The sequence below is a fragment of the Rheinheimera maricola genome, assembly GCF_016918075.2.
GTDB classification, from domain to species: domain Bacteria; phylum Pseudomonadota; class Gammaproteobacteria; order Enterobacterales; family Alteromonadaceae; genus Alishewanella; species Alishewanella maricola_A.
In genome coordinates this window covers 1,194,297-1,217,611 of record NZ_JAERPS020000001.1, presented here as the reverse complement: position 1 = coordinate 1,217,611, position 23,315 = coordinate 1,194,297, and the positions used below count along the sequence as shown (strand labels likewise).

The 23,315-nt window shown below is 47.5% G+C and carries 24 protein-coding genes; 15 read left to right on the top strand and 9 right to left on the bottom strand.

All coding sequences use genetic code 11. The annotated features are described in order from the left end of the window. Positions 1 to 3: 3 nt before the first annotated feature. The 4 genes from I4W93_RS05540 to I4W93_RS05525 are packed head-to-tail and all read right to left on the bottom strand — an operon-like array spanning position 4 to position 4,503. Positions 4 to 1,197 (bottom strand): FtsX-like permease family protein, encoded by a 1,194-nt coding sequence (locus I4W93_RS05540; RefSeq protein WP_205310386.1) that lies wholly within the window; start codon positions 1,195 to 1,197, stop codon positions 4 to 6. 5 nt (positions 1,198 to 1,202) lie between these two features. Further along, positions 1,203 to 2,501: an ABC transporter permease gene (locus I4W93_RS05535; protein WP_205310387.1), complete on the bottom strand. Its 1,299-nt coding sequence runs from the start codon at positions 2,499 to 2,501 to the stop codon at positions 1,203 to 1,205. A gap of 10 nt (positions 2,502 to 2,511) precedes the next feature. Then, complete coding sequence (locus I4W93_RS05530) at positions 2,512 to 3,210, bottom strand: ABC transporter ATP-binding protein (RefSeq protein WP_205310388.1); 699 nt, start codon at positions 3,208 to 3,210, stop codon at positions 2,512 to 2,514. A 24-nt stretch (positions 3,211 to 3,234) separates the two neighbouring features. Next, complete coding sequence (locus tag I4W93_RS05525) at positions 3,235 to 4,503, bottom strand: efflux RND transporter periplasmic adaptor subunit (RefSeq protein WP_205310389.1); 1,269 nt, start codon at positions 4,501 to 4,503, stop codon at positions 3,235 to 3,237. A gap of 215 nt (positions 4,504 to 4,718) precedes the next feature. On the opposite strand from I4W93_RS05525, the gene I4W93_RS05520 reads away from it, so the two are divergent. Continuing rightward, on the top strand, positions 4,719 to 5,654 hold the full coding sequence (locus tag I4W93_RS05520) for a DUF3667 domain-containing protein (protein ID WP_205310390.1): 936 nt from the start codon (positions 4,719 to 4,721) through the stop codon (positions 5,652 to 5,654). Between the two features lie 78 nt (positions 5,655 to 5,732). On the opposite strand, the gene I4W93_RS05515 is transcribed toward I4W93_RS05520, so the two are convergent. Further along, positions 5,733 to 6,176, bottom strand: a complete 444-nt coding sequence (locus tag I4W93_RS05515; RefSeq protein WP_205310391.1) for a hypothetical protein — start codon at positions 6,174 to 6,176, stop codon at positions 5,733 to 5,735. Between the two features lie 23 nt (positions 6,177 to 6,199). Continuing rightward, entirely contained in the window at positions 6,200 to 7,012 is an 813-nt protein-coding gene (locus tag I4W93_RS05510; RefSeq protein WP_205310392.1) for an NlpC/P60 family protein, read from the bottom strand. Between the two features lie 166 nt (positions 7,013 to 7,178). Between I4W93_RS05510 and I4W93_RS05505 the strand changes: the two genes are divergently transcribed. The 4 genes from I4W93_RS05505 to I4W93_RS05490 all read left to right on the top strand — a co-directional run bounded on the left by I4W93_RS05505 (position 7,179) and on the right by I4W93_RS05490 (position 9,514). Continuing rightward, the gene (locus I4W93_RS05505) at positions 7,179 to 7,520 is read left to right on the top strand and encodes a nuclear transport factor 2 family protein (RefSeq protein ID WP_205310393.1); all 342 of its coding nucleotides are present in this window, start codon (positions 7,179 to 7,181) and stop codon (positions 7,518 to 7,520) included. A 294-nt stretch (positions 7,521 to 7,814) separates the two neighbouring features. Continuing rightward, positions 7,815 to 8,360: a PIN domain-containing protein gene (locus I4W93_RS05500; RefSeq protein ID WP_205310394.1), complete on the top strand. Its 546-nt coding sequence runs from the start codon at positions 7,815 to 7,817 to the stop codon at positions 8,358 to 8,360. 102 nt (positions 8,361 to 8,462) lie between these two features. Beyond that, positions 8,463 to 8,876 carry a hypothetical protein gene (locus tag I4W93_RS05495; protein ID WP_205310395.1) on the top strand — a complete coding sequence of 138 codons (414 nt, stop codon included), beginning with the start codon at positions 8,463 to 8,465 and terminating at the stop codon, positions 8,874 to 8,876. Positions 8,877 to 9,088: 212 nt separating this feature from the next. Then, positions 9,089 to 9,514 (top strand): helix-turn-helix domain-containing protein, encoded by a 426-nt coding sequence (locus tag I4W93_RS05490; RefSeq protein WP_205310396.1) that lies wholly within the window; start codon positions 9,089 to 9,091, stop codon positions 9,512 to 9,514. 70 nt (positions 9,515 to 9,584) lie between these two features. Here the strand turns inward: I4W93_RS05490 and I4W93_RS05485 are convergent, their stop codons facing one another. After that, positions 9,585 to 9,863, bottom strand: coding sequence for a type II toxin-antitoxin system RelE/ParE family toxin (locus I4W93_RS05485; RefSeq protein ID WP_368735593.1), 279 nt, complete (start codon positions 9,861 to 9,863; stop codon positions 9,585 to 9,587). 32 nt (positions 9,864 to 9,895) lie between these two features. Here I4W93_RS05485 and I4W93_RS05480 point away from each other — a divergent pair, with 32 nt between their 5' ends. The 10 genes from I4W93_RS05480 (at position 9,896) to I4W93_RS05435 (ending at position 20,176) form a co-directional block, all read left to right on the top strand. Further along, positions 9,896 to 10,300: a tetratricopeptide repeat protein gene (locus I4W93_RS05480; RefSeq protein ID WP_205310397.1), complete on the top strand. Its 405-nt coding sequence runs from the start codon at positions 9,896 to 9,898 to the stop codon at positions 10,298 to 10,300. 372 nt (positions 10,301 to 10,672) lie between these two features. Next, positions 10,673 to 11,119 (top strand): hypothetical protein, encoded by a 447-nt coding sequence (locus I4W93_RS05475; RefSeq protein WP_205310398.1) that lies wholly within the window; start codon positions 10,673 to 10,675, stop codon positions 11,117 to 11,119. 19 nt (positions 11,120 to 11,138) lie between these two features. Then, on the top strand, positions 11,139 to 11,936 hold the full coding sequence (locus I4W93_RS05470) for an alpha/beta hydrolase (RefSeq protein WP_205310399.1): 798 nt from the start codon (positions 11,139 to 11,141) through the stop codon (positions 11,934 to 11,936). Continuing rightward, the gene (gene msrB / locus I4W93_RS05465) at positions 11,923 to 12,309 is read left to right on the top strand and encodes a peptide-methionine (R)-S-oxide reductase MsrB (protein WP_205310791.1); all 387 of its coding nucleotides are present in this window, start codon (positions 11,923 to 11,925) and stop codon (positions 12,307 to 12,309) included. Before I4W93_RS05470 ends, msrB begins: the two co-directional genes overlap by 14 nt. 125 nt (positions 12,310 to 12,434) lie before the next feature. Continuing rightward, the gene (locus I4W93_RS05460) at positions 12,435 to 13,886 is read left to right on the top strand and encodes a glyceraldehyde-3-phosphate dehydrogenase (RefSeq protein WP_205310400.1); all 1,452 of its coding nucleotides are present in this window, start codon (positions 12,435 to 12,437) and stop codon (positions 13,884 to 13,886) included. Positions 13,887 to 14,032: 146 nt separating this feature from the next. Beyond that, positions 14,033 to 15,160 carry a M14 family metallopeptidase gene (locus I4W93_RS05455; protein WP_205310401.1) on the top strand — a complete coding sequence of 376 codons (1,128 nt, stop codon included), beginning with the start codon at positions 14,033 to 14,035 and terminating at the stop codon, positions 15,158 to 15,160. Between the two features lie 10 nt (positions 15,161 to 15,170). Then, the gene (gene pbp4b, locus I4W93_RS05450; RefSeq protein WP_205310402.1) at positions 15,171 to 16,835 is read left to right on the top strand and encodes a penicillin binding protein PBP4B; all 1,665 of its coding nucleotides are present in this window, start codon (positions 15,171 to 15,173) and stop codon (positions 16,833 to 16,835) included. A gap of 35 nt (positions 16,836 to 16,870) precedes the next feature. Then, complete coding sequence (locus I4W93_RS05445; RefSeq protein ID WP_205310403.1) at positions 16,871 to 17,197, top strand: zinc ribbon domain-containing protein; 327 nt, start codon at positions 16,871 to 16,873, stop codon at positions 17,195 to 17,197. Further along, positions 17,194 to 17,475 carry a YeaC family protein gene (locus tag I4W93_RS05440; RefSeq protein WP_205310404.1) on the top strand — a complete coding sequence of 94 codons (282 nt, stop codon included), beginning with the start codon at positions 17,194 to 17,196 and terminating at the stop codon, positions 17,473 to 17,475. The genes I4W93_RS05445 and I4W93_RS05440 overlap by 4 nt, the downstream gene beginning before the upstream one ends. Continuing rightward, the gene (locus I4W93_RS05435) at positions 17,465 to 20,176 is read left to right on the top strand and encodes a DUF349 domain-containing protein (RefSeq protein WP_205310405.1); all 2,712 of its coding nucleotides are present in this window, start codon (positions 17,465 to 17,467) and stop codon (positions 20,174 to 20,176) included. Before I4W93_RS05440 ends, I4W93_RS05435 begins: the two co-directional genes overlap by 11 nt. A gap of 21 nt (positions 20,177 to 20,197) precedes the next feature. Here the strand turns inward: I4W93_RS05435 and ansA are convergent, their stop codons facing one another. Further along, positions 20,198 to 21,214, bottom strand: a complete 1,017-nt coding sequence (ansA, locus tag I4W93_RS05430; protein ID WP_205310406.1) for an asparaginase — start codon at positions 21,212 to 21,214, stop codon at positions 20,198 to 20,200. Positions 21,215 to 21,286: 72 nt separating this feature from the next. Beyond that, positions 21,287 to 23,167: a signal peptide peptidase SppA gene (gene sppA / locus I4W93_RS05425; protein ID WP_205310407.1), complete on the bottom strand. Its 1,881-nt coding sequence runs from the start codon at positions 23,165 to 23,167 to the stop codon at positions 21,287 to 21,289. Positions 23,168 to 23,315: the final 148 nt, after the last annotated feature.

Below are 23,315 nucleotides of genomic sequence, written 5' to 3'. Positions count from 1 at the left end.
AGTTTATAAGGCTTTAGTGGCAGTGGCCGGTGACACCCGGGTAGCAATAGCCGCAGGATACCATGTTGCTACAGTGACACAAAGCAGGAGTACTGCGGTAGTTACCATGGGCAGATACCAGTTTAATGCCGGTATTGAAATAACCTGAGCCAATGCCTGATTTAGCCACAAGGCTAACACCACCCCCAGCATGGCACCCAGGGCCGTACACAGCCAGTTCTCACTGAGTAATTCCAGTAAAATTAAACCTTTGCTGGCACCCAGTGCGCGCTTGATACCAATTTCTTGCTGGCGCTTTATGGCATGAAAGTGGCTGCTGCTATAGCTTGATACCATAGTGACCAGCAACATCAGCGCACTTAATATCGTCAGTAACATCGCCAGGCCATATTCGTTACGGTACAGGCGCTGATGCTGCTCGGCCAGACTGCGAATGTGGAAGATTTCGATATTAGACTCAACGTTTTGTAGCACAGTGGCCAGCTGTTGCCTTACGGCATTGGTCTGCGCGGGTGTAGTGCGCAGTAAAATGCTGTAGCCCCAGTCAACACTATAAGGCGGGGCGATCTGTACACTGTTATACATGACATGATCGCCACTACGCTGACCGTAAAAATCGCTGATAACCGCAGCTACCCGGCCACGGTTAAGGTGTTTGCCTGCCGCAAGCACATCAGCAAACAGTTTTTCGGCCAAACTTTGGGTTATTACTACATCCGGGGCGCCCGGAGCGTCCAGCGACACCGAGTATTGTGGCAGCTCACCTTGCAGCACCTGGCTATCCAGTACGTTAAAGAAGTCTGTCGAGACAAAGTACATTGGCACCGTAGACACATTAGTGCGTTCTTGCTGCTCTACCACATAGACATTACCGTTATTACCGCCTTGCAAAATAGCCGACTGATTTGAATAAGCCGCAGCGATAACACCTGGAATGGCTTGTACTGCACTTAGCTGTCGGTTTAACAACTCTTCCAGCGCCGGATATACCCGCAGCGTAGCTGTAGTGGGTTTTAACTGTACCAGCAAAATATTCTGCAGATCTAATCCGGTTGGTTGGTTAAGTTGCTGGCGTGTTTGCTGGGCCAGTAACACACTGTTTAGCAGTAGCGCCAATGTCATTGCCAACTGTAGCAACAATAAGCTGGTCACCACTTTACGGCTGAATAACACTTTGCAGAGTAAATAAAATGACATGGACATTATTCCTTAAGTTGCTGATTTAACGAACCAAACGATGCACGAAGTGAGGGATACAGCGTAACCAGATAACTACATGCAAACGCAATAGCCAATAAACTGAGCAGTAATGGCATGTCCCAACTTGAAAACAACCGGTTACTCGGTAGCAGCTGATTCATCAGTTTGATACCGGCATAACCGGTTAATAACGCGCCAAGAATGGTGAACAATGCCATAAGTAATACGTCAGCCAACATCTGTAGTTGCAGCTGAGCGCGGCTGGCACCCAGTGCGCGGCGCAGGCTAAATTCGTACTGATTACTTAAATAGCGGTTTAATGACAGATGGCTGGCATTAAATAAACACACCAGTAAAAACAACAATGTAACCAGCGCAAAGGCTTTGATATCGCTACTTTCACCGCCAAAGTAGTGCACAATATCGCGCATAGCAACTAACTGATTATTCGGTTCTGATGGATGGCGGCCAGCTGCTTTTTCATCCTGTACCAGATTGTGCATAAACTGGCGATAAGCTTGTTGTTGTGCCGGTGTATCTAATTGCACCCAGTACTGCAATTGGTGCATAGCGCCGCTGCGGCCCTGCGTACTTAGCTGGCGATAGTCGGTATCATCAAAGGTTTGCGACTGGCTGTTCGACAGGTAATTCATGTCATAGCCACTTTCCAATGGCAGATAAATATCGTCTGCATCACCTAAATGATTACGATTATTGGCATCATACAGCCGTGGCAGCATTTGCCAGCTATCCAATACAGCGCTTACTGTTACATGGCGATCATCCAGTAGCAGTTTTTCGCCAACAACATCAGCGCGGCCAAACAGTTTTTCTGCGCTGGCTTTAGTCAAAATAACTTCAGCACGGGCACTGTTATCCGGCCAGATACTGCCGTGCAATATGGGTACGTCAAACATGCTGAAAAAATCACGTTGGGTAATACGGATACTTACCGGTAACGGCGCTTGCTCTGCACTCTGGCGCAGATAGCCATCAGCGCTGTACATGGCCGCGGCTTTGCTTGCAATGTCGGTCTGGCTAAGCTTTTCGATATTGCTGTAGCTAAGTACGCTGGGTGGTTTGCAGTCATTACATTCATAGGGCGCCATTAATGCCATCGGAAAAAACAGCTTGTCGCTTTTATGCGGCAATGGGTCGCTGTTCAACTGGTAGTAAAAGGTGGCGTTGGCAAAAAACACGCCCAGGCCCACGCTTAAAATAAAGATGGTGAGCGCATAAGGTAGCGGGGCGCGCTTAATACCTTTGAAGCTCACTTTGAGGTAGTAGATAAACTGTTCCATTATCAGATCCTTACGCGCTTTGCGCCGCCAGTGGGTCGTACATAGTAGCGTCGTGTAACTGGCCATCGATAATCTGAATATTGCGCCCGGCGCGGCGTGCCTGATCCGGGTCGTGGGTTACCATTAAAATGGTGCAGCCTTGTTGGTTTATTTGCTCCAGCAGCTCCATAACCTGGCGCGCCATTAATGAGTCGAGGTTGCCGGTAGGTTCGTCGGCCAGTAAAATACGCGGCTGTCCGGCAATGGCACGGGCGATGGCAACACGCTGCTGTTGACCGCCAGACAGCTGCCCCGGCAAATAGTCGCGCCGGGCGTGCAGGCCGACCAGTTCCAGTGCTTGTTCAATACGCTGTTTGCGCGCACTGGCTTTTAAGCCTCGGTAGCGCAGTGGCAGCTCGATATTGTCATAAATGCTGAAATCTTTTATCAGGTTAAAGCTTTGAAAAATAAAACCAATTTTTTCATTGCGCAGTTTGGACAGCGCTGCATCTGACAAGCCCTTTACCGACTTGCCATCTAGCAGGTAATCGCCGCTGTCAAAGCTTTCCAGCGTGCCAAGAATATTTAGTAATGTAGATTTACCCGAACCAGACGGGCCTGTAAGGGCAGCAAATTCGCCTTCATTTACCTGCAGATTAACCTCGCGCAGTGCATGCGTTTCAATCAGCTCGGTGCGAAATATTTTGCTTAAATTAGTTAACGTAATCATCTGTTGTTCCTTGTTTAGTGTTCGTTAGTTCAGGTTCACCCGATCATAATCTTTAAAGTCACTCAGGTTGGAGATCACCCACTGCTCGCCTTCTGTCGCGCCGCTGAGTATTTCTACCCATTGCACTGACAACGCGCCTAGTTCGATATTTTTACGCAGCGCCTGATTGTCCAGCACCTGATAAGCCTGGCGGCCCCCGCCAGAGCTGACAAAGTCACCACGGGCAATTTTCAAGACATTTTCTTTGTGTTCCAGAATAACGCGTGCGCTTAAGCGCTGGCTTTGGCGTAGCTGTGTACTGTCGGCCTCGGGAAAGCGTACTCTGGCCGTTACCTGGTTGTTGCGCACTTCAGCGGCAATGGTGCTTATTGCACCGCTAAGTTGCTGGTTACCCATGCTTACTTCAACCTGTTGGCCGGCGGCTAAATCGCGGGCGTAGCTTTCCGGTACCCCGAGCTCTGCTTCGTATTGGCTTAAATCTATTACGGTTAACAGCGCCTGGCCTGGCAAGACATGGCTTTGTTGCTCGGTAAGCCAGTTGCCCAGCTGGCCGGTAACCGGTGCGGTGATATTGAGCGCGGCCACTTTACGCTCAAGTTCATTGACCACCAGTTGCTGGCGATGAATGTCCTGCGCACGCGAGCTATGCTCAAACGCCAGCTTGTCTTTTGCCAGCTCGACTTTACGTTTGGCATGGTCAAATTCCAGCTCGGCTTTGGTTAAATTATCTTGGGCAATATCAAAATCCAGCGCGCGTATCACGCCCATTTCAATGGATTGGTTAGCCCGTTGCAGCTCGCGACGTGCTGCCAGCAAGTTCACCTGAGCGTTATTCATTACTTGCTCTATATCCAGCTGCTGCTCGCGCGCCGCCAGCACTGAGCGCTCTGCTTCGCTTTGCATGCCGGCCAGTACCGCTTGCTGCTGTTGCAAGTCGTTTTGTAACGTAGGGCTGGTAATGGTGGCCAGCAAATCGCCTAAGGTTACGGCTTCGCCGGGTTGCTTAAATAACTGCACCTGTCCAGTTTCCTGGCTGTACAGGGTAGGGGCGTTAGCGGCGACAATCCGGCCTTGTACCGCAATGTCGCGCACTAAATCGCCGCGTTGCACGGTGGCAAACTGCATTTGATTGCGCGGCAATACTAAACCGGCGCTTTGGCCAACAGATTGGAAAAAGCCAAACGCCAGTGCCAGGCTGGTGACGGCAATGGCTACCGCTGGCAGATAGCGGCGCAGCGCGCTTTTAGCCGGGCGCTGCATAATGTTGTCTTGTTGTTCGGTACCCTGGATCATTAGTGGTTCTCGTCTGTTACTTCTGTTTAGCTATAGCAGTTTTGGTGCCAATGCCTAAGTTGCTGAATTAAAACTATTTATTTATTTTTGCCTGTACTAAAGCAGTGTCCGCGGACATCCTGAGTGTCCGCGAGAATGATGCGGACAACTATTGCCAAAACAATTACTTAACGTAGAATCAGCTCAGGACAGTCGTTAAAAGCTATGAGACTAAAATGAATGGAACCGTACAGCAGTGTGATAACTGCTACACCGTGTTACAGGGTGACTTTTGCCATCAATGTGGCCAGGAAAAAAAGAGCTATATCCGCAATGTCAGCGGGGTAGTTACCGAGTTTTTCGGCGAGTTTAGTAACTGGGATACCCGGGTCTGGCGCACATTAGTACCGCTGTGGTTTCGCCCCGGTTATTTAAGCCGCCGTTATGTCGATGGCCATCGCGTGCCTTATGTACCGCCGCTGCGGTTGTATTTATTTACGTCGATAATTGCATTTCTAATTTTTGCCAAACTACTGCCCGATACTTCGGCGAGCGTACCACCCACTGATGCTGTAGCTTTACAACCGCTGCAGAATGCTGAGCAAGCCCGCACTATCTTGTCTGAAGTCATGACAGAAATTAACCAGGATCTGCAGCAAAATCAGCAAGAAACACCATTCGATAGTAAAATATCATTCTTGTCTGACGACGCTCAGCGAGAGTTCGACACTAAATTAGACGCTATTGTTGCCAATCCAAAATTAGCAGTTAATAAATTTTTTAGCCTGGCGCCGCAAATGATGATTTTGCTGTTGCCGCTGTTTGCCTTGCTATTAAAGCTGCTGTACATCCGCTCTAACCGCTACTATATGGAGCATTTAATCGTAGCACTGCACAGCCACAGTTTTATTTTGCAAATGTCAGTATTCTATCTGTTATTGTCAAAATTAACCGGCCTAATCAACTGGAGTTGGCTGGCTACAACAACAGACTGGCTGGCCAGTGCGACGTTTTTTTGGATCCCGATTTATTTAATGTTATGCCAGAAGTTTTATTACCGGCAAAGCTGGGGTAAAACCTTGCTGAAATTCTGGTTAACCAGCTCGTTATACAATGTACTTTTCGTCTCGGCAGTGTTGGGGTTAATAGTGTTAAGTGTATTGTGGGCCTAGTAATGGTTGTAAGCCGATAAATAAAACCGCTGGGTTCGAAACTAAGGCAGATAGCTTGTGCTATCGACCTTATAGACGTTACTGCTGGCACCAACTATTTTTGCTTTGCTGTTGCAACGTTGTGGTTTGGTGATTACTCAACCACATTTCAGTTTTAGCGTTAACTGGAAATTGTGACCCGGTGCCCGGCCAATATAGTTGGCCGAAATCATCCAGGCATAAGGCTACAATCACTGGTGTTTTATCTATTAAAGCTTCATCGTCTTTTTCGGTACGAGCAACGTAGCTAATCTTAGCTAAATGTTTACCGCGGTATGTAGTCAGTACGTCGGCTATGTATATGTGTCTTGCGTATTCTTCCTGAGTTTTTGGATCTATAGCCAATTCTAATGCAACATTAACATGCTGAATTTTCGCCAGATAAGGTGTATGAACTGCTGCTTCGGCTAAGCCCATTACGGCATAGTCTGAACTGTCATCAGCGCTGGGCTTTGCCTGACACGCCGCCATACAAATTGTCATAACCACGCCTAACAAATGTCTCATCATGCCTCACTGCCCGCATTGTCAGCGCTACCGGTGTATATTGGTAAGGTTGTATTGTCGGTATTGTAACTTGCTGGTACCACGAAATGATCCCAAACGTCTTTTTTATAACGTGAAATCTGTACGCTGTTACCCTGGTTACCTCCAAGCATATATAAGTGACTGCCGTCAGCGCTTTGGCCGACCACAAAGGCAACATGGCCACCGCCACTACGAGATTTAATCCCTATAGCACCGGACACCGGAGTGCTTATTTGTTTGCCAAAATTCACCCATTCTTTGGCTCTGAAAGCATTTTTTACCGGTTCAAAGCCATGCTGCTTCATGACCCAAGCGACAAAACAGCCACACCAGGCGTTTTTAGCGCCACTGTCATCGGTACCCCAAAATTTTCCGGCACTGAAATACTCTAAAATGCGCGGATTAGCTGCAGTACCAGCAACTTCTTTTTGGCCAATTTCTGCTTCAGCTGTTTTTAACCAATATGCTGTTGTTGTAGGTAATACAACAGGCTTTGTCGTGTTACTCACTTCAGCCGCCAGCAAGGCATTGAGTTTTCGCTGGCTGTTGCCATTTACATCAATCTTGCCGTCTGGCTTTGCCATGCCCACATGCTGTTGCTGAAACAGTTTGATAGCCGCGACAGTTTTTGTTGTCTCAGGCTTAGTTCCCAGGCGACCATCTACTACAAGTTTTTTTGTCGCAGATAGCAAATTACCCAAAGAATTTAATGCCAATTGCACTGCTTTTACATCATTGACGTTGTTTTGGCCTGAAATACCTACAGAGCCGGTGATGCGTAAATTCGTCATAATTTATCCCTTGTCAAACATACTCTGAAGCTATAAATATCATTGCATCACAGCATTAAAGGTAAACCAAATGATGCTGTCAAGTTAAACCTTGTGAAATGTTACTTCATCAGCGCCCTCGATATACAACAGCCCAAACGGTGCTTTAGCGGAGAGTTTAAACAACATGACTGATATTACCGTCCCGGTACAACGCCAGCTGGATGCTTACAACGCTAAAGATCTCGCTGCTTTTATCGCTTGCTACCATGCGGATATTGCCATTTACCGTATGCCAGCAACAGAACCTGCTTTAAAAGGCCGTGAAGCGCTGGCCGATTTTTACAAAACCGAGCGCTTTACCATAGCTGCACTGCGCGCCGAAGTGCTGCAACGTATGGTGGTAGGTAATAAGGTTATCGACCATGAAAAAGTACACGGCATGGCTGAGCAGGCTTATCAGGTAGTAGTAGTATATGAAGTGCAAGACGGCTTAATAGTATACGCCTGGTTTTATCCGGCGGAGTAATGGATGTCGAAATGGCTGCGTAGTGCCAAAAGCAGAAATTCTATCTGGTATCTATCATTGCACTCACATCGCTGTATTTATATCCAATTAAGTGCAGAAGCCAAACGTGTTTTGTTAGACGGGCTGACCCGTTCTTGTCGCCAGCACCGATATAAGCTGTGCCGATAAGTAATTGTAAGTTTTATAGAAGCGGTGTAATGTTTTGCACATTAAATTTACAAAGGCGGGTCGACCTGTGTTTAAACACAGGTCGACCCGCCGAATAAGCGTTAGCGCTAAAAAGGAGAGATCACAGTGAAGTGGGCATTTATTGATTACGAAAACATCGGTAATTTAGAAAAAATTGACCTTTCGGCTTATCAGAAAATCATTGTATTTCTTGGTGCTAAACAACCCAAAATTGATTTCGGTGAGAAAAAATACGATGTACCAATGGAAATAGTCATCGTTCAGCTTAAGGCAACGCAGTCAAATAACTTGGATTTTCATTTGTCTTATTATCTTGGGCGGTATGATAGCACTGCCGGTAAAGACGTAACTTTCGACATAATCTCAAATGACAACGGGTTTACTCCACTAATTGCTCACATAAAAGCTAATGGCCGTACCTGCAAGCATATCAAGCTTGCTACGGTGGAAAATATCAGTGCCAAGCTGCTCCAAAGTTTGACATCAAAACCCAAGGATAAAAGGCCTAAAAAAGTCGCATCACTACGTAACCATATTGCCTCTCACATGCGAATCAAAGGCAATGAACTTGCAATACAAGGCTATTTGAATCAGCTTGTTAGTGATAATGTTATTTCGGTTTCTGGTGATAGCGTTGAGTACCGACGCTAACAAACAAATTTTATCGCCAGCAAAAAGCGCTGGCTGCGACGTCAACCCGCTGCGCGGCTTTCCGCGCTAAATTTGGGCGTTAGGCAAACAAGGAGTAAGTAGATGGATCAAATTAAAAATCGAGTAATCGCAGTCATTTTAGGTATTGCGCTGGCTTATGCGTCAATTGCTATTGCAGGTATTGGTGCTGCGGTAGCCATACCAGCTGACATTCTAAAACCTGTTGCACAAGTATCAGGCTTACTTGCGTTCACTCTGGTCGACTTGTTCACCATCGCGGTGCCGTTGGCGGCAGCATTTTTAGTGGTAGCTTTTGCCAGTAAGCTGGTAATCAGCAAGCCAGATTTCATTTTTTATGCGTTGTTGCTCGCGCCTCTGGTGTTATTGCAGCTTTATTTTGTGGTGCAATCTCAGCCTCAGATGCTCAATAACATCGTAACAACGCTGCCACGTTATCTATTGTTGGCTGTATGTTTTTACTTTTTAGCCCGCACCACTAAGCAGGCAAATGCCTAACAAGCAAATATTATCGCCAGCAAAAAGAGCTGGCTGGGACGTCAACCCGCTGCGCGGCTTTCCGCGCTAAATTTGGGCGTTACAACAAAAAGCAGCACTGTCGTAGAAGTGTCGTATAGTTGTCACCCTTTTATCGCTGTTTAGTCGTAAAAGTTTCCTGACTTTTGGTAGAGCATGAAGTTGCCTCACCAACAAATAGATTATGGATACGTATGAAAATAAATGCAGGATTGGTTCTTGAACTTCGGAATAGGCAGTCATGGTCACAAGAAGAATTGGCTTTGGCTGCCGGTGTAAACCTGAGGACCATACAACGTATTGAGAAAGAGGCCTCAGCATCGTTGCAAACTAAAAAGGCTTTAGCTGCTGCGTTTGACATACCTATTTCTGATCTAGAACCTCAGGAAATACTAAAGATGAAAAAGTATGAATATAAAACGCTTGAAATTCAAAGCAAAGAGGGCTTTCTGTCTGGTCTAAAAAAGCAGGAATTACCAGATTTTGAGGCGATCTTAAATAAAGCAGGCCAAGACGGCTGGCTGTTAATTCAAATTCTAAGCCCTGAATTAGCCCAAGGCGTTTGGTCAGGTAAAACAGGTAATTTGCTAGCTCTGTTGCAGCGTGAGGTAACAGAGTAAGTTCTAACAAGGTGCGGCATTCGGGGCCTACGGCCCTGACGCTCACAAGTTCGCGCACATGCGCACGGTGTTATGCGCCAAGTATCGGATTAACATCCATACTCTTATGAAGAGTACGGATGATTTTACTTTGTTGACTGCCAATCTGTTGATAAAAGATGACGTGGCTAACTTGAGGGAATTTACGATATCCGATTCTGATTTCATCGCATGTTTTACCGATATCGGGGTTTTCTGCTAAAAGCCAAAATGAATCATCAAATTGTTTTAAATAGATATTTCGTTGCTCTTTTCCCCAGCGACGCTGGGTGAATAATGCGATATGACACCTGGGTTTTTGTACTAGCAAATACAGACAGGCTGGTCGCGGAAGAGCTGTCTATGCGACTTCGAAGCCTTGTGGTCTCAGGTCAATATTCAGAGGTAAAGTTACCGGCCACGATATTTGCTTGTCAAACGTATCTGCGGCTGGCAGAAAAACTATTTAATGAGCAATTCGTAGTAGCTTACCAACAAGCGGGCTATCAAACATTTATCGGCAAGACAATAACTGATTTGGCACGAGAACTTATTGCTGCAAACAAAGCTAATGACGCCATTTATTTTTTTAAGTATTTGACTGATATGTACCCACATCATGCTGAGGTATACGATGGCTTGGCATATGGTTATTTTAGTGCCGGACGGTATCAGGAGGCCGAAGCTGCCTTTGCTAAAGCAAAAGTATTGAATGCCGATTACAATAGCCAGTTTAATGCGGTAAATTATGACGCCACATCCAAGTAAGTTAACCAATTTGACGTTTTCTTAAGTGTTTTGCTAATAAATTTAATAGCGATGTGTTTGTTGAAGCTTATTCGCGGGCCCAGGTCGTTACTCATTAACCAGGTACAGGTGTTACCAACCCTGCCGAATTTTTACCGCTGTAGGTTTAATACGCTAGGGATAACCGGCTTAACGAGGTATAACAGAAAGAAATAGCCGCTATTTTTGCCAATTAATTGAATTGATAAAATTTTCATACTATAAAGGTGTTTGGCGCTGCGTATTTATGCTGTTGCTGTTTTATAAAGAAGTCGCGGAGGAGTTATGCCAGTAATGACACGGATGCTTGTGTTGGGTTGCCTGCTATCATGTTTTGCTGTTTCTGCAAAACCAATGGTTGATTTTTCTGCCGAGCAAAATAAGCCGTGCTGGAACATGATTGAACAAAAAACGGCCGGCCACTGCAAACTGCATTTTACCATCAATGCTACTTCAACATTGCCCGTGGCCAAACGCGACGTAGTGTCACGCGCTTATAGCCGTTACTTTTCTGCTCGTACCGAGTTTCCTACGTCTTTTCAGCAACAAGAGTTTGCCCTGCAATTTTTTAACTACAGTGTGGCAAATTTCGCGGTGCGCGATAGTCTGAATTTTATTCGTAGTAATGATGGAACGGCACAATTGAGCATGAACATTTTAGTGGCCGGGTCGGGCGGTTATAGCTTTGTGTTGGCCGACACTGATGCCCATTTCCGCCAATTGCTGGATGCGTTGCAAAGACCAAAGGCGCGCCCTGCAACCCACTACTATCGTAATATCACCAAACTATTTGCTGAGTAACCCCTCAGCAGGTTGCGCCATGAAATATAGCTATCTGGTACTGCTTATCTGGTGTCAGACAATAATGGCGACGCCTACCGATTACAGCTTGTCAGATAACCTGGTTATATACAGCGAAAAGCTTGGCTACTCGTTACAGTATCGTGTACTTGCGCCGCTTAATAGCGCCGACATTCAGGCTGCACAAATAATGTTTGTGACAGATGGCCAAAATTACCTGCAAGACGCCAAGTTTGATCAATTGCTGGTTTCTCTGATGCAGCAAAACAACATTGCACCGGTTATTGCCGTATTTGTAGATAGCCGCGATCCGGATGATCTGACTATTAACCGCCGACATAGCCAATTTATGTGCAACGCCGACTATGCCGGATTTTTTCAGCAAGAATTAATACCTGTGATAGAGCAGCGCTTCAGGCTGCAATTCAGTGAGCGTAAAAGCATGATAATGGGTTTGTCGTTTGGCGCTCTGAATGCGGGATGTTTTGGCGTATTGCTACCTAAAAGTTTTACTCACCTGGCCATGCAATCACCAGCCAGCGATAAACATGTGAAAATTTTGGCTAAGGTATATCAACAAGCTACGGTCTCTGCAGTAAAAATGTTTATTACGGTAGGTACGCGTAATGACAACACCCGAGCCGGACGTGCCTTTCATCGGCAAGTGGTAAAGCAAGGGTATGACGTGAGCTATGTTGAAGTGCCCTACGGACATGTCTGGGATAACTGGCGCAGTACGCTTGAGCAAATTATGCGATGGTTTGCGCCATACGCAACAACGACAAAGGCGGTGGAAAATGCCAATGAAACTTACTGAGCAACAATGGCGTGAACGTTTAACCGATGAGCAATACCGCATTACCCGATTAAAAGGCACAGAATATCCGTTTAGCGGTACTTTGTTGCACAACGAACAACAGGGCAGCTACCACTGTGTTTGTTGTGGTACAGAATTATTTAGCTCTGCTACTAAGTTTGATGCCGGCTGCGGCTGGCCAAGCTTTTATCAGGCGCTTGAGGGGAGGGTAAGCTACCAGCGTGATGCCAGCCATGGTATGGAGCGTACCGAAATTGTCTGTAGCCATTGTGATGCGCACTTAGGTCATGTATTTACGGATGGCCCGCAACCTACCGGTCAGCGTTATTGTGTTAATTCGGTATCACTAAGCTTTAAAGGGACAGCAGAATAAAAAAGCTGTAACTGTTGTCGTAGGCTTTCAACTTCTATTACAATACGCGCCGGCAAAGCAGCAGCGGCGCAGACCGTGCTTTGGCATCCCTATTAATTCATCTTACTGAAGTAAAAGGCTGACACATGACCCTAACGCACGCAGAGCAGTACCAGAAGAGCTGGCAGGAACGCCAGGAATACGCCGAAAACATGCAGCCTATTATTGGCCGTTTGTACCGTAACAAAGGGATTGAGGTGGTGGTGTATGGCCGCCCGCTGGTAAATGCTACGACCATCGACATTATTAAAGCCCATAAAAGTGTTGAACGTTTTGAAGGGCAGAAACTGCGCTTACGTGAAAGCTTTCCGGTACTTGAAGCCATCAGTAAAATGAACCTGGCACCAGGTCGGGTTGATATTGGTAAGCTGGCTTATGGCTATATTTACAAAAATGCCGCCAATGGTACAGAGCTGGAGCAGTATTTAGCCCGTGAGCTGGCAGAGCTGCTGGATCATGAAGATCAAGTAAAACCAGTCGATGTTGTTTTATATGGCTTTGGTCGTATTGGCCGGTTGTTAGCCCGTTTAATGCTGGAGCGTTCTGGCCCAAGCACCAAATTACGCTTACGCGCGATAGTGGTGCGCGGCGGTAAAAAAGGCGATTTAGAAAAGCGCGCTAGCTTGCTGCGCCGTGATTCTATCCATGGGCCCTTTAACGGCAGTATCACCGTAGATGAAGAAAACCAGGGTATTAAAGCCAATGGTACCTTTATTAAAGTTATTTACGCTAATTCACCAGAGCTGGTTGATTATACCCAGTATGGTATTTCAGATGCGTTGGTGGTTGATAACACCGGTATTTGGAAAGATGACAAAGAGCTGAGCATTCACTTTAGTAGCAAAGGCTCCGCTAAAGTGTTGTTAACTGCGCCGGCCAAGGGCGATGTACCTAATATCGTTTATGGCGTAAATCAGCACATGATTTTACCCGAGCATAAAATTGTTTCTGCTGCCAGCTGTACTACCAACGCCATTACGCCAGTGTTAAAAGCGCTGGAAGACGAGTTCGGTATTCGTAACGGCCACGTTGAAACGGTGCACTCGTACACCAACGATCAAAACCTGATTGACAACTTTCACAGCGCCGAGCGCCGCGGCCGTGCAGCACCGCTGAATATGGTATTAACCTCTACTGGTGCCGCCAGTGCCGTGGCTAAAGCCTTACCTCAGCTAAAAGGCAAGTTAACCGGTAATGCTATACGGGTACCAACGCCGAATGTATCGATGGCGATTTTATCACTGAATTTAAACCGCGAAACCAGCCGTGATGAAATGAACGACTTTTTGCAGCGCACCTCGTTATTTTCCGAGTTGCAGGACCAAATTGACTTTACTGCTTCAACTGAGATTGTGTCGTCTGATTTAGTCGGTTCACGTTACGCCGGTGTGGTTGACTCGCAAGCCACTATCGTCGATGGCGACCGCTGTGTGTTGTATGTGTGGTATGACAACGAGTTTGGTTACAGCACTCAGGTTATCCGGGTAATGAACGACATGGCCGGCATTAAGTACCCAACGCTGCCGGTAGCGCGTTAATCTGTGTCTTTATCGAAAAGCCGCTTTTTAGCGGCTTTTTCTTTACGCTTAACCTGTTAGAATCTGAACCATGTCTTTACCACAACGTTGCAGCATATTGCGGCTGTGGTACTCTTTTAGCCTTTTTTATGCCTACGGATTGAGTTATGAAAATCACCAGCAATTTTGACAGCGGCAATATCGAAGTATTACAAGCCGACAGCCCGGACAATATTCAACTGGCTATCCGCAAAGATAACCAGTCTGATTTTTATCAATGGTTCCATTTTCGTTTAAGCACCGAGCATGCCCAGGAGCACACGCTGGTTATTACCAATGCGGGTGACTCCGCCTATCCGGATGGTTGGAAAGACTATCAGGCAGTTGCCTCGTACGATCGGCAAACCTGGTTCCGGGTAGACACTGAATATGATGGCAAGGCGTTAACGATTAAACACTTTCCTGAAGCTGAATCGGTGTATTTTGCGTATTTTGCTCCTTATAGCTACGAGCGCCATATGGATTTACTGCATCAGGCACAGTGTGATTACAACTGTCAGCTGGTTGAACTGGGCGAAACACTGGATGGCCGCGACATGAGCATGCTGATTGTCGGTGAACCAGAGGAAGGCAAAAAGAAAATCTGGATCACTGCGCGTCAGCATCCGGGTGAAACCATGGCCGAGTGGCTTATTGAAGGCCTGCTAGACCGTTTACTGGATGAGGACGATGGCGTAGCGCGCGCACTGCTGGCTAAGGCCGTGTTTTACATAGTGCCAAACATGAACCCGGATGGCTCGGTACGTGGCCATTTACGCACCAATGCTGCCGGCATGAACCTGAACCGTGAATGGCTTACTCCGTCGATGGAAAAAAGCCCGGAAGTGTTTCTGGTACGGCAAAAAATGCTCGAAACCGGCGTCGATTTATTTCTCGATATGCACGGTGATGAAAACCTGCCTTACAACTTTGTTGCCGGCACCGAAGGCGTACCGTCGTACAACGACCGTATTACCCAGCTGGAAAACCTATTCAAACAAACGTTGCTGGCCGTGACACCAGAGTTTCAAACTGAGTTCGGTTATGATTTAGATGAACCGGGCAAAGCTAATATGACCGTTGCAACTGCCTGGGTTGGCGAGCAGTTTAACTGTCTGGCTTATACGGTAGAAATGCCGTTTAAAGACAACGCTAATTTGCCGGATGAAGCCTACGGTTGGTCGGATGTACGCTCAATGAAATTGGGCCAGGACATGCTGCCGGCTGTTTTAGCGGTTGTCGATAAATTGCGTTAAGTTAGCAGCCATGCTAAGTGCCATTAACCGCGTGTCGCTAGCATCAGTGCTGCTAATGTTAAGTAGCTGTGCTGCAGTGACAAACTGGCTGCAGATTTCGCCTGTAGCCATTAGTGCTCAGACTGAACAGCAGCGCAGCGCGCTTAGCGCCGGCAAAGGTGTTGGCCAGCTTGATGTAAACTGGCCTGACAACCAAAGCAAACGGGCGCTAGTAAATAACCGTGCCGGTTTTATTGCTTATAAAGGGCAGGGTGAACTGCTGTTGCAGCTAGGTACAGCCAGTAAGGTGACACTGAGCATAAACGGTAAGGTATTAGCGCTACAACCGGATGCCGCACTTGGCCAACATCTTCTGCTTGATATTAGCTCGGTAACACGTAATGGACTGAACCAGTTAGCCCTGCTTGATGTTGAACCTTTAGGCGCGCAAATTCGCCTGGTGCTGCCTTATCCGCAGTTGTTAACTGGCACAGCTGAAGCGGCTGGTTTTTCTGTGGCAGAGCTGGAAGAGCTGGACGCGCTTATTCAGCGTGAAGTTGCGCAAGGTTTCCCCGGCGCAGTGTTAGTGATTGCTAAAGACGGGAACATTATTAAACACACTGCCTATGGCTATGCCAGCCGCTACCACAGTGATGGTAGTGCACTGGCAACGCCACAGCTAATGCAAACCGATACGCTGTTTGATTTAGCCTCTAATACCAAAATGTATGCCACAAATTATGCGCTGATGCAGTTAGTCAGCGCCGGCAAGCTCGAGATCAATGCGCCGGTACAACACTATCTGCCCGAGTATCAGGGCGATGGCCGTGATAGTCGTTTGGTGAGCGATTTGTTGTACCACAATGCGGGTTATCCGCCCGAGGTACATTTTCACCGGCCGGATAATCGCCATGGCCCGGCATTTTATTCCACTAACCGTGCCCGTAGCATGCAGCTTATCGCCAGCAAAGTACCGTTTGAGCGCGAACGCGGTGGCAAAGCTGTATACAGCGACATTGACTATATGCTGCTGGGGCTGATTATCGAACGTATCACTGGCATGACGCAGGACGAGTATCTGGCACAGGCGTTGTATCAGCCAATGGGGTTAACTCATACCCTGTTTAATCCACTGCGCCATGGTTTCACCCCTGAGCATATTGCTGCTACCGAGATTGATGGCAACAGCCGTGGAGGCCGGGTGATTTTTCCGGCAGATAAACGTGGTGTGGTACGGGGTGATGTTCATGACGAAAAAGCCCGTTATGCCTTTGATGGAGTAGCCGGGCACGCGGGGCTGTTCGCCACCGCAGAAGAGACCGCGAAGCTGGCGATGTTAGCGCTGCATGGTGGTTATAACTTAACGCCGGTGTTTAGTCAGGCGGTGTTGCAACAGTTTGTCCGGCCTTCGGTTGCTGATCATACGGTCGGATTGGGCTGGCGCACGGCAACCGCAGGCGATCTTAGCTGGCATTTTGGTCCTTATGCCAGCGCTTATGCGTTTGGCCATACCGGCTGGACTGGAACTGCGACCCTGATTGACCCGTATTACAACCTGGTAGTGGTGCTGTTGACCAATAAAAAGCACAGCCCGCTGCTTATTGAAGGTGAAACTGGCTATTATTTTGCCGGTGATCGATTTGAAACTGGTATGTATGGCAGCATCATGAGTAAAATATACCAGGCAATGCAGTAGGCGGCTTACGCTGTCAGAATAAACGTTGGAGTACCATGGCTATTATTTCCTGTCCTTTTTGTGGACATAAAATTTCCGATAAAAGTGCTAACTGCAACAAGTGCAATGGTGATATCGCGGGGTTAACACCGCAGAAGCGCGAATCGCTGCAGCGCGATAAGGCTTTAAATCAAGCGCAAAGCCTGGTTAATCACTCGATGTTTGCGTTGTTATTATTCTTGGCGGGTTTTGGCTTAATGTACTGGTGGGATCCTGACGCAGGCAGTGTGCAGCAATATATTGCTGGCGGTGCTATCGGGCTGGGTTTCTGTTGGTATATGGTTAGTCGCGCTCGCATTATGCTATTGAGAAGACGCAAATGAATTTTACTGCTTTGGTGCAAGCGATGTCGCCTGACACTTATGAAAAGCTGGCGGAATCGGTTGCCACTGGCCGTTGGGCTGATGGCAATATCATGAGCGAAACGCAGCGCGAACAAAGTCTGCAACTGGTTATGGCATATCAGGCACAGGTATTAAAATCGCAAGAGCTTTTTACTATTGGTGCCGATGGCCAGATGATACAAAAATCTAAAGCCGAACTGAAAAAACAATTCGAAACTCAGCCGTCTATTGCAAGGTTCTCGCACGATGATCTTTAAACGTTTTTTTAAACCGAAGTGGCAACATGCCGACGCCGCCGTGCGCCAGCAAGCAATACAAGAACTTAACCGTGACGAACAGGCGCATAAAAGTGTGCTGCATGAACTTGCCTTTAACGACGGTGCAGAGGCAGTGCGCAAAGCGGCGCTGTTAAAATTAAATGATTTTTCATTATGGTGGCAGGCCAGTAAGCACGATAGTGCCGAGCGTTTACAACAACTGGCTGAACAAACGGTGATCCAGCAGCTACTGAATAACCAGGTAGAGCCGAAGTTAAAGCAGCAATTTATTGCGCAATGTAATCGCAGCACTATTTTAGAGCAATTGGCGCAAACAGAGACCGATGCCGGCATTAAGTTTGGCTTGCTTCAACGGTTAAATAAACCAGAGCTGAACGTAAAAGCATTACAAGAACCCTTATTAGCCTTAGCACAAAAGCGCGAGCTGCTAAGCCAGGTAACGGACGAAAAAACACTGGAAAAATTGGCCAAGCAATGTGAAGGCGAATTATTAGCCGATGTGCAGCACAAATTACAGCAATTACATGAGCAAAAACAAAAACCATTGCAACTGCGTAAGCAACTGACGTTGTTATTGGCAAAACTTAATGCGCTGCGAGAACGTTCGGCGTTGGCTGATTTACCGGCGCAGTTAGCGCAGTATCAGCAGCAATGGCAAGCTGTGCTACCCGAACTCGACTGTCTGGGCGCTGAAGCGGATGAATATCGCAGCAAATATGAAAAAATATGCCTGCAAATTGAGCAATGGCTTGCTCCGAGGTTGGTAGAATTTAATCGACAGCAGGCAGAGCTACGTGTTGAGGCAGAACGTCAGCAGTTACAACAGCAGTTATCAGCCAAACTTGATGCTATCCAGCAGCTGTTGCACCAGGCATTACAGACAACAGATATCAACGCTGCGCAGCAGCTTGAACAGCAACTTAATGCCCTGGCCAACGAGCTGCAAGCGGCCGATATAAGTGCAAAAGCGCCATTGCAGCAGCGGCTGGCAACAATGCAGCAGCAACTTAATCAGTTGCCACTGCTGGCAGAGCAACTGGCGCAGTTAACTCGAATTGTGGCAGATTGGGCGGCAGTGCCGGTACCACAAACAGCCGAAGTCTATCAGGCGCTGACAGGGCAATTGAAGCAGTATCAGCAAGACTGGCAGCGACTGACAAAAGCCATACCCATTGCCATTCCTGCTGACTTGCAGCAAGCAAAATTGGCGTTAGCACAACAATGGCAACAGCTGGCCGCGGATTTTAACGCCCAGACAGATAAATATCAGCGTCAATGCCGCAGTAAGCTGGCGCAATATCGCCGTTTATATAGCGCTGGCAAATACAAAGTACTGTTTGGGCTTTTCAAAGGGATAGAGCAGGATTATGCGCAGTTAACGGCTCAACAGCAGGCACAGCTTAATAAAGACTATGAATTTGCCCGCGACAAGCAACTAGAATTGGCAGATTGGCAAGGATATATTGCCACACCACGTAAGCAGCAGTTAGTTGAACAAATACAACAACTACCGCTGGATATAACGCCGTCGCAGATCCGCCAACGTGCAGATGAAGTAAAGCGAGCACGTGCAACCTGGAATAGCCTGGGTAAAGCTGAACCAACGTTAGAGCCGCAGTTGAATGCCGCATTTGACCAGGCGTGTGAGCAGGCGTTTGCTCCTTGTCGGGTTTACTTTGCCGAGCAGGATGCGCTGCGGGCCGGGCACGTGGTACAGCGGCAACAACTGATTGCTCAGCTACAAGAGTTAGCACAACAGCAGATGGATGCCAAAGCCCTTGAAATGCAGTTGCAACAGCTAAAACAAGCCTGGCAACAAGCTGGGGCGGTAGACAAACAGCAGTTTGTTGTACTAAACGAGCAGTTTAATTTAGCCTTGACGCCACTGCGAGAGCAGTTAGCTGCGGCACAGCAGCAGGTAGCTGACGCCAAGCAGCAACTTATAGCCAAAGCGCAGGCAGCGGTGCAATTGAGTGAGCAAAATCAAACCGCCAAAGTGCTAAAAGAATGTCAGCAACAATGGAAACAGTTAGGCAGCGCCGCGCGCAAGCAAGATCAGCAATTGTGGCAACAATTTCGGGCGGTATGTGATGGCTTTTTTAATGCGCGCTCAGCCCAGTTCGAACAGCAAAAACAGGCGGAGCAAGCCGAAGTCGCCCAATTTGAGTCGGTGTTGTCGGCAGTCATTGTTGAGCTTGAATTAGCCGCGGAGCCCAGCGCGTTTGATGCGGTGCAACAGCAGCTAAATGCTATGACACCACAAAGCGTTGCAACGCAGCAGGCCGTGCGACAGCTACTGGATAAACTAAAGCAAAAACAGCAGCGTTGGCAGCAATCTCAGCAGCAGCGCGATTTTAACCGGATGTTTGAGCTGTTACGTGACGCTAGTGTGAGTGCAGATCAATTACCGGCTGGCTACCGAGAATGCTTTGCCGCGCAGCAAGAGCAACAGTTTACCCGGCAGCAGTTGACGGTTGCTCTTGAGTTAGTGTGTGAAGCGCCATCACCTGACACTGAGGCGCCACAGCGTCAGCAGGTTCAGCTGATGTTACTGTCGGATAAACATAACCAAGGCCGTGAACTGGATAAACATAGCTTGTTAAAGCGTTGGTTACAGTTTGGCCCGTTAAGCCCGGCTGAGCTGCCCTTACTAGCCAGAATACAGCAGTTATTTAACTAACCTGACACCACTGGCCGCGGATTAATCCGCGGTCAGCTCTCCGCGCAAGTCTTGTTGCATCTGTTGTCTTATCTGCTCTGAGGTTAAGTCTTTACTTAGCAAATAGTGCAGCTTAGTTAACGCCGCTTCTAACGTCATATCGTAACCACTGATCACGCCACATTGTGCCAATGCATTACCGGTGGCATAACCCTGCATATTGACTTTGCCTTTAAAACACTGGGTACAGTTAACGATGATGAGCCCACGCTTGCTGGCATCTGTTAAGATCTGCAGCAACTCTGGCCGCTGTGGCGCATTGCCCACGCCGAAGGATTTAATGATCAGTGCACGTACCGGCGCTGTTGTCATATTGCGGATCACATCGGTACTTATACCGGGATACAAGGTTACCACGCTAATGGGCTGGGGGACGATCTGCGCCACATTTAACGGCGCGGCCAGCTTGGTTTGGCTTAAGCGCCCGGCAACCAGGTTAATATGTATACCCGCCTCAAGCAACGGTGAAAAATTAGGCGAGGCAAAGGCATTGAAGCCACTGGCATCGGCTTTGGTTGCCCGGTTGCCACGAAATAGCTGATTATTGAAAAACAGCGCCACTTCGGGAATCGGATAGTTTGCCGCAACAAAAAGCGCATTAAGCAAATTAACCTGGCCGTCGGAGCGCATTTGGGCCAGCGGAATTTGTGAGCCGGTAATAATGACCGGCTTTTGCAGGTTTTCCAGCATAAACGACAGTGCCGAAGCCGTATAGGCCATGGTATCGGTGCCATGTAAGACTACAAAACCGTCATAGCGTTGATATTGCTGCTGAATATCTTCCGCAATATATCGCCAATGCTCTGGCGTCATGTCGGACGAATCGATCACCGGATGGTATTCGTGAATGTCGAACAACGGCATCTCTGCCCGGTAAAACTCTGGCATGCGTTTTACGGTATCAGTTAAAAAACCAGGCACCGGCACATAACCTTGGGCTGAATGCTGCATACCGATGGTACCGCCGGTATAAGCGACATAGATTCGTTTTCTGCTCATAATGCTCAAGTTTATCTGAAAATAAAAATGCCCGGTACGTGCCGGGCATTGTAATAGACTTCGCTATAACTGTCAGTTAATGCTGCAGCTTACACAATAAGAATATACACCATTAGGGTCATTAAATTGGTTTAGTAAGACAAAATCCTGTCTTAACTGTTGGGTTAATTTGCCCAGTAGTTTTTGCTCTGCACTTACTGCGTTATTTGGCAGCCAACCTTGCGCTTTCGCCTCGCCAAGCAATTCTTTAATCATTTGCTCGCTTGGGCTTAAGTCTTGCTGTACTACTTTAATGTCGTAGTTGTTCAGACCGGCTTTTTCTGCTGCCGCTTTTACTGCGTCATCCAGTGTACCCAGTTTGTCAACCAAACCCAGTTCCAGTGCTTTTGTGCCGGTCCACACGCGGCCTTGTGCCACTTTATCAACCTCGGCATTACTCATATTGCGGTTTTCACCTACCATAGTTAGAAACTCGGTATAGCCGCGTTCTATCAGCAATTGAAACAAGTCTTTGGCTTTGTTATCCAAACCTTGAAACAGCGGTAAACCACCAGAAATACCTGCCAGTTCAGTGGTGCCGACACCATCGACATTTAAGCCAAGAGACGGCAGTGCGTTTTCAGCGGTGTGTATTAACCCGAAAATACCGATAGAGCCAGTAATAGTAGTAGGGGCTGCCCAGATTTCATTGGTTGGCGCGGCTATCCAGTAGCCACCTGATGCAGCTACCGCACCCATAGAAGCAATTACCGGTTTTCCTGCTTCACGTAGTAAACGAATTTCCTGGCCAATAACTTCTGAGGCATAAGCACTGCCGCCAGGGCTGTCAATGCGCAGCACGACGGCTTTTATTTTGTCATCGTTTCTGGCTTTGCGTAGCAGTGCAGCAGTAGAGTCGCCACCGACAGCACCGGCTTTGGCATGGCCATCGACAATAACGCCGCGAGCAACAATAACGCCGACCTTGTCAGTCAGTGGATTATCGAATTGCTGAGCTGGAATAACCAGTTTGGCATAATCAGCAAAGGTGACATGGTTATATGTGTGTTCATCATTTTCACCGACAATGGCGATTAAATCACGACGAAACGCTTCACGTGTTTTTATCGCATCAACTAAGCGCGCGTCGACGGCATATTGGCTTAAATCACCTTCCGCAGCCTGCAGTTTTTGTAACAAGGCGTCGTAAGTTTCGTCAAAGTTATCTACTTCGAAACCGCGGCGCTTGGCGACCTGAACTTTATAATCGGTCCATAACTCAGCTAACCAGGCAATATTGGCTTCTTTAGCTTCGGCAGACATATCGTTGCGTAAAAACGGTTCAACAGCAGACTTATAAGTACCAACACGAAACACATGGGTGTTAATTTTCAGTTTTTCCAACGCATTTTTGTAATACATTGGGTAGCTGCCATAACCCTCTAACAATACCGCACCCATTGGGCTGAGGTTTATTTCGTCGGCGTAACTTGCCAGGTAGTACTGGGTCTGGCCGTAAAAGCCGCCATAAGCGAACACTTTTTTACCCGCGGCTTTAAAGGTGGTGATAGCGTCGCCAATGCGCTGCATTTTATCCAGCGAGCCTCCGCCCAGCATGGATAAATCCAGCACCATGGTTTGAATACGGTTATCGGTGCTGGCTTTATTAATCACCTTTACCACGTCACTTACCAACACTTCGGGTGCTTCTTCCTGGCCACCAAGGCTTTCATTAATCGCGGTGGCAACGGGATCTGTCCAGCGCTTTTCTTCAACCAAATCACCGGTTAAATTAAGTATTAGCGCTGCTGTGGGCGGTACTTCTACTTTGTCGTCACCACTAAATACCGATACCGCAATTAACACCACGATACAGATAAACAGCAGATTAAGGATGACAGAGCGAAAGCCTCGGTAAACCCGGCCTATAGCACTGAACAACCGGCGAATTAAGCCTGATTTTTTTTCGGTCATAATGGATCCCTGTTTAAACATTACAATTTATGCATGTTGGTATGCTAAACAATTTGCCGCTAAAGGCTAAGTGGAATTTGTAAGTAAATGTGTAACACTTGATGCCGAAGCAGCCTTGGCTTGCTATCGGCAGTCAAAGCAGCTAAAG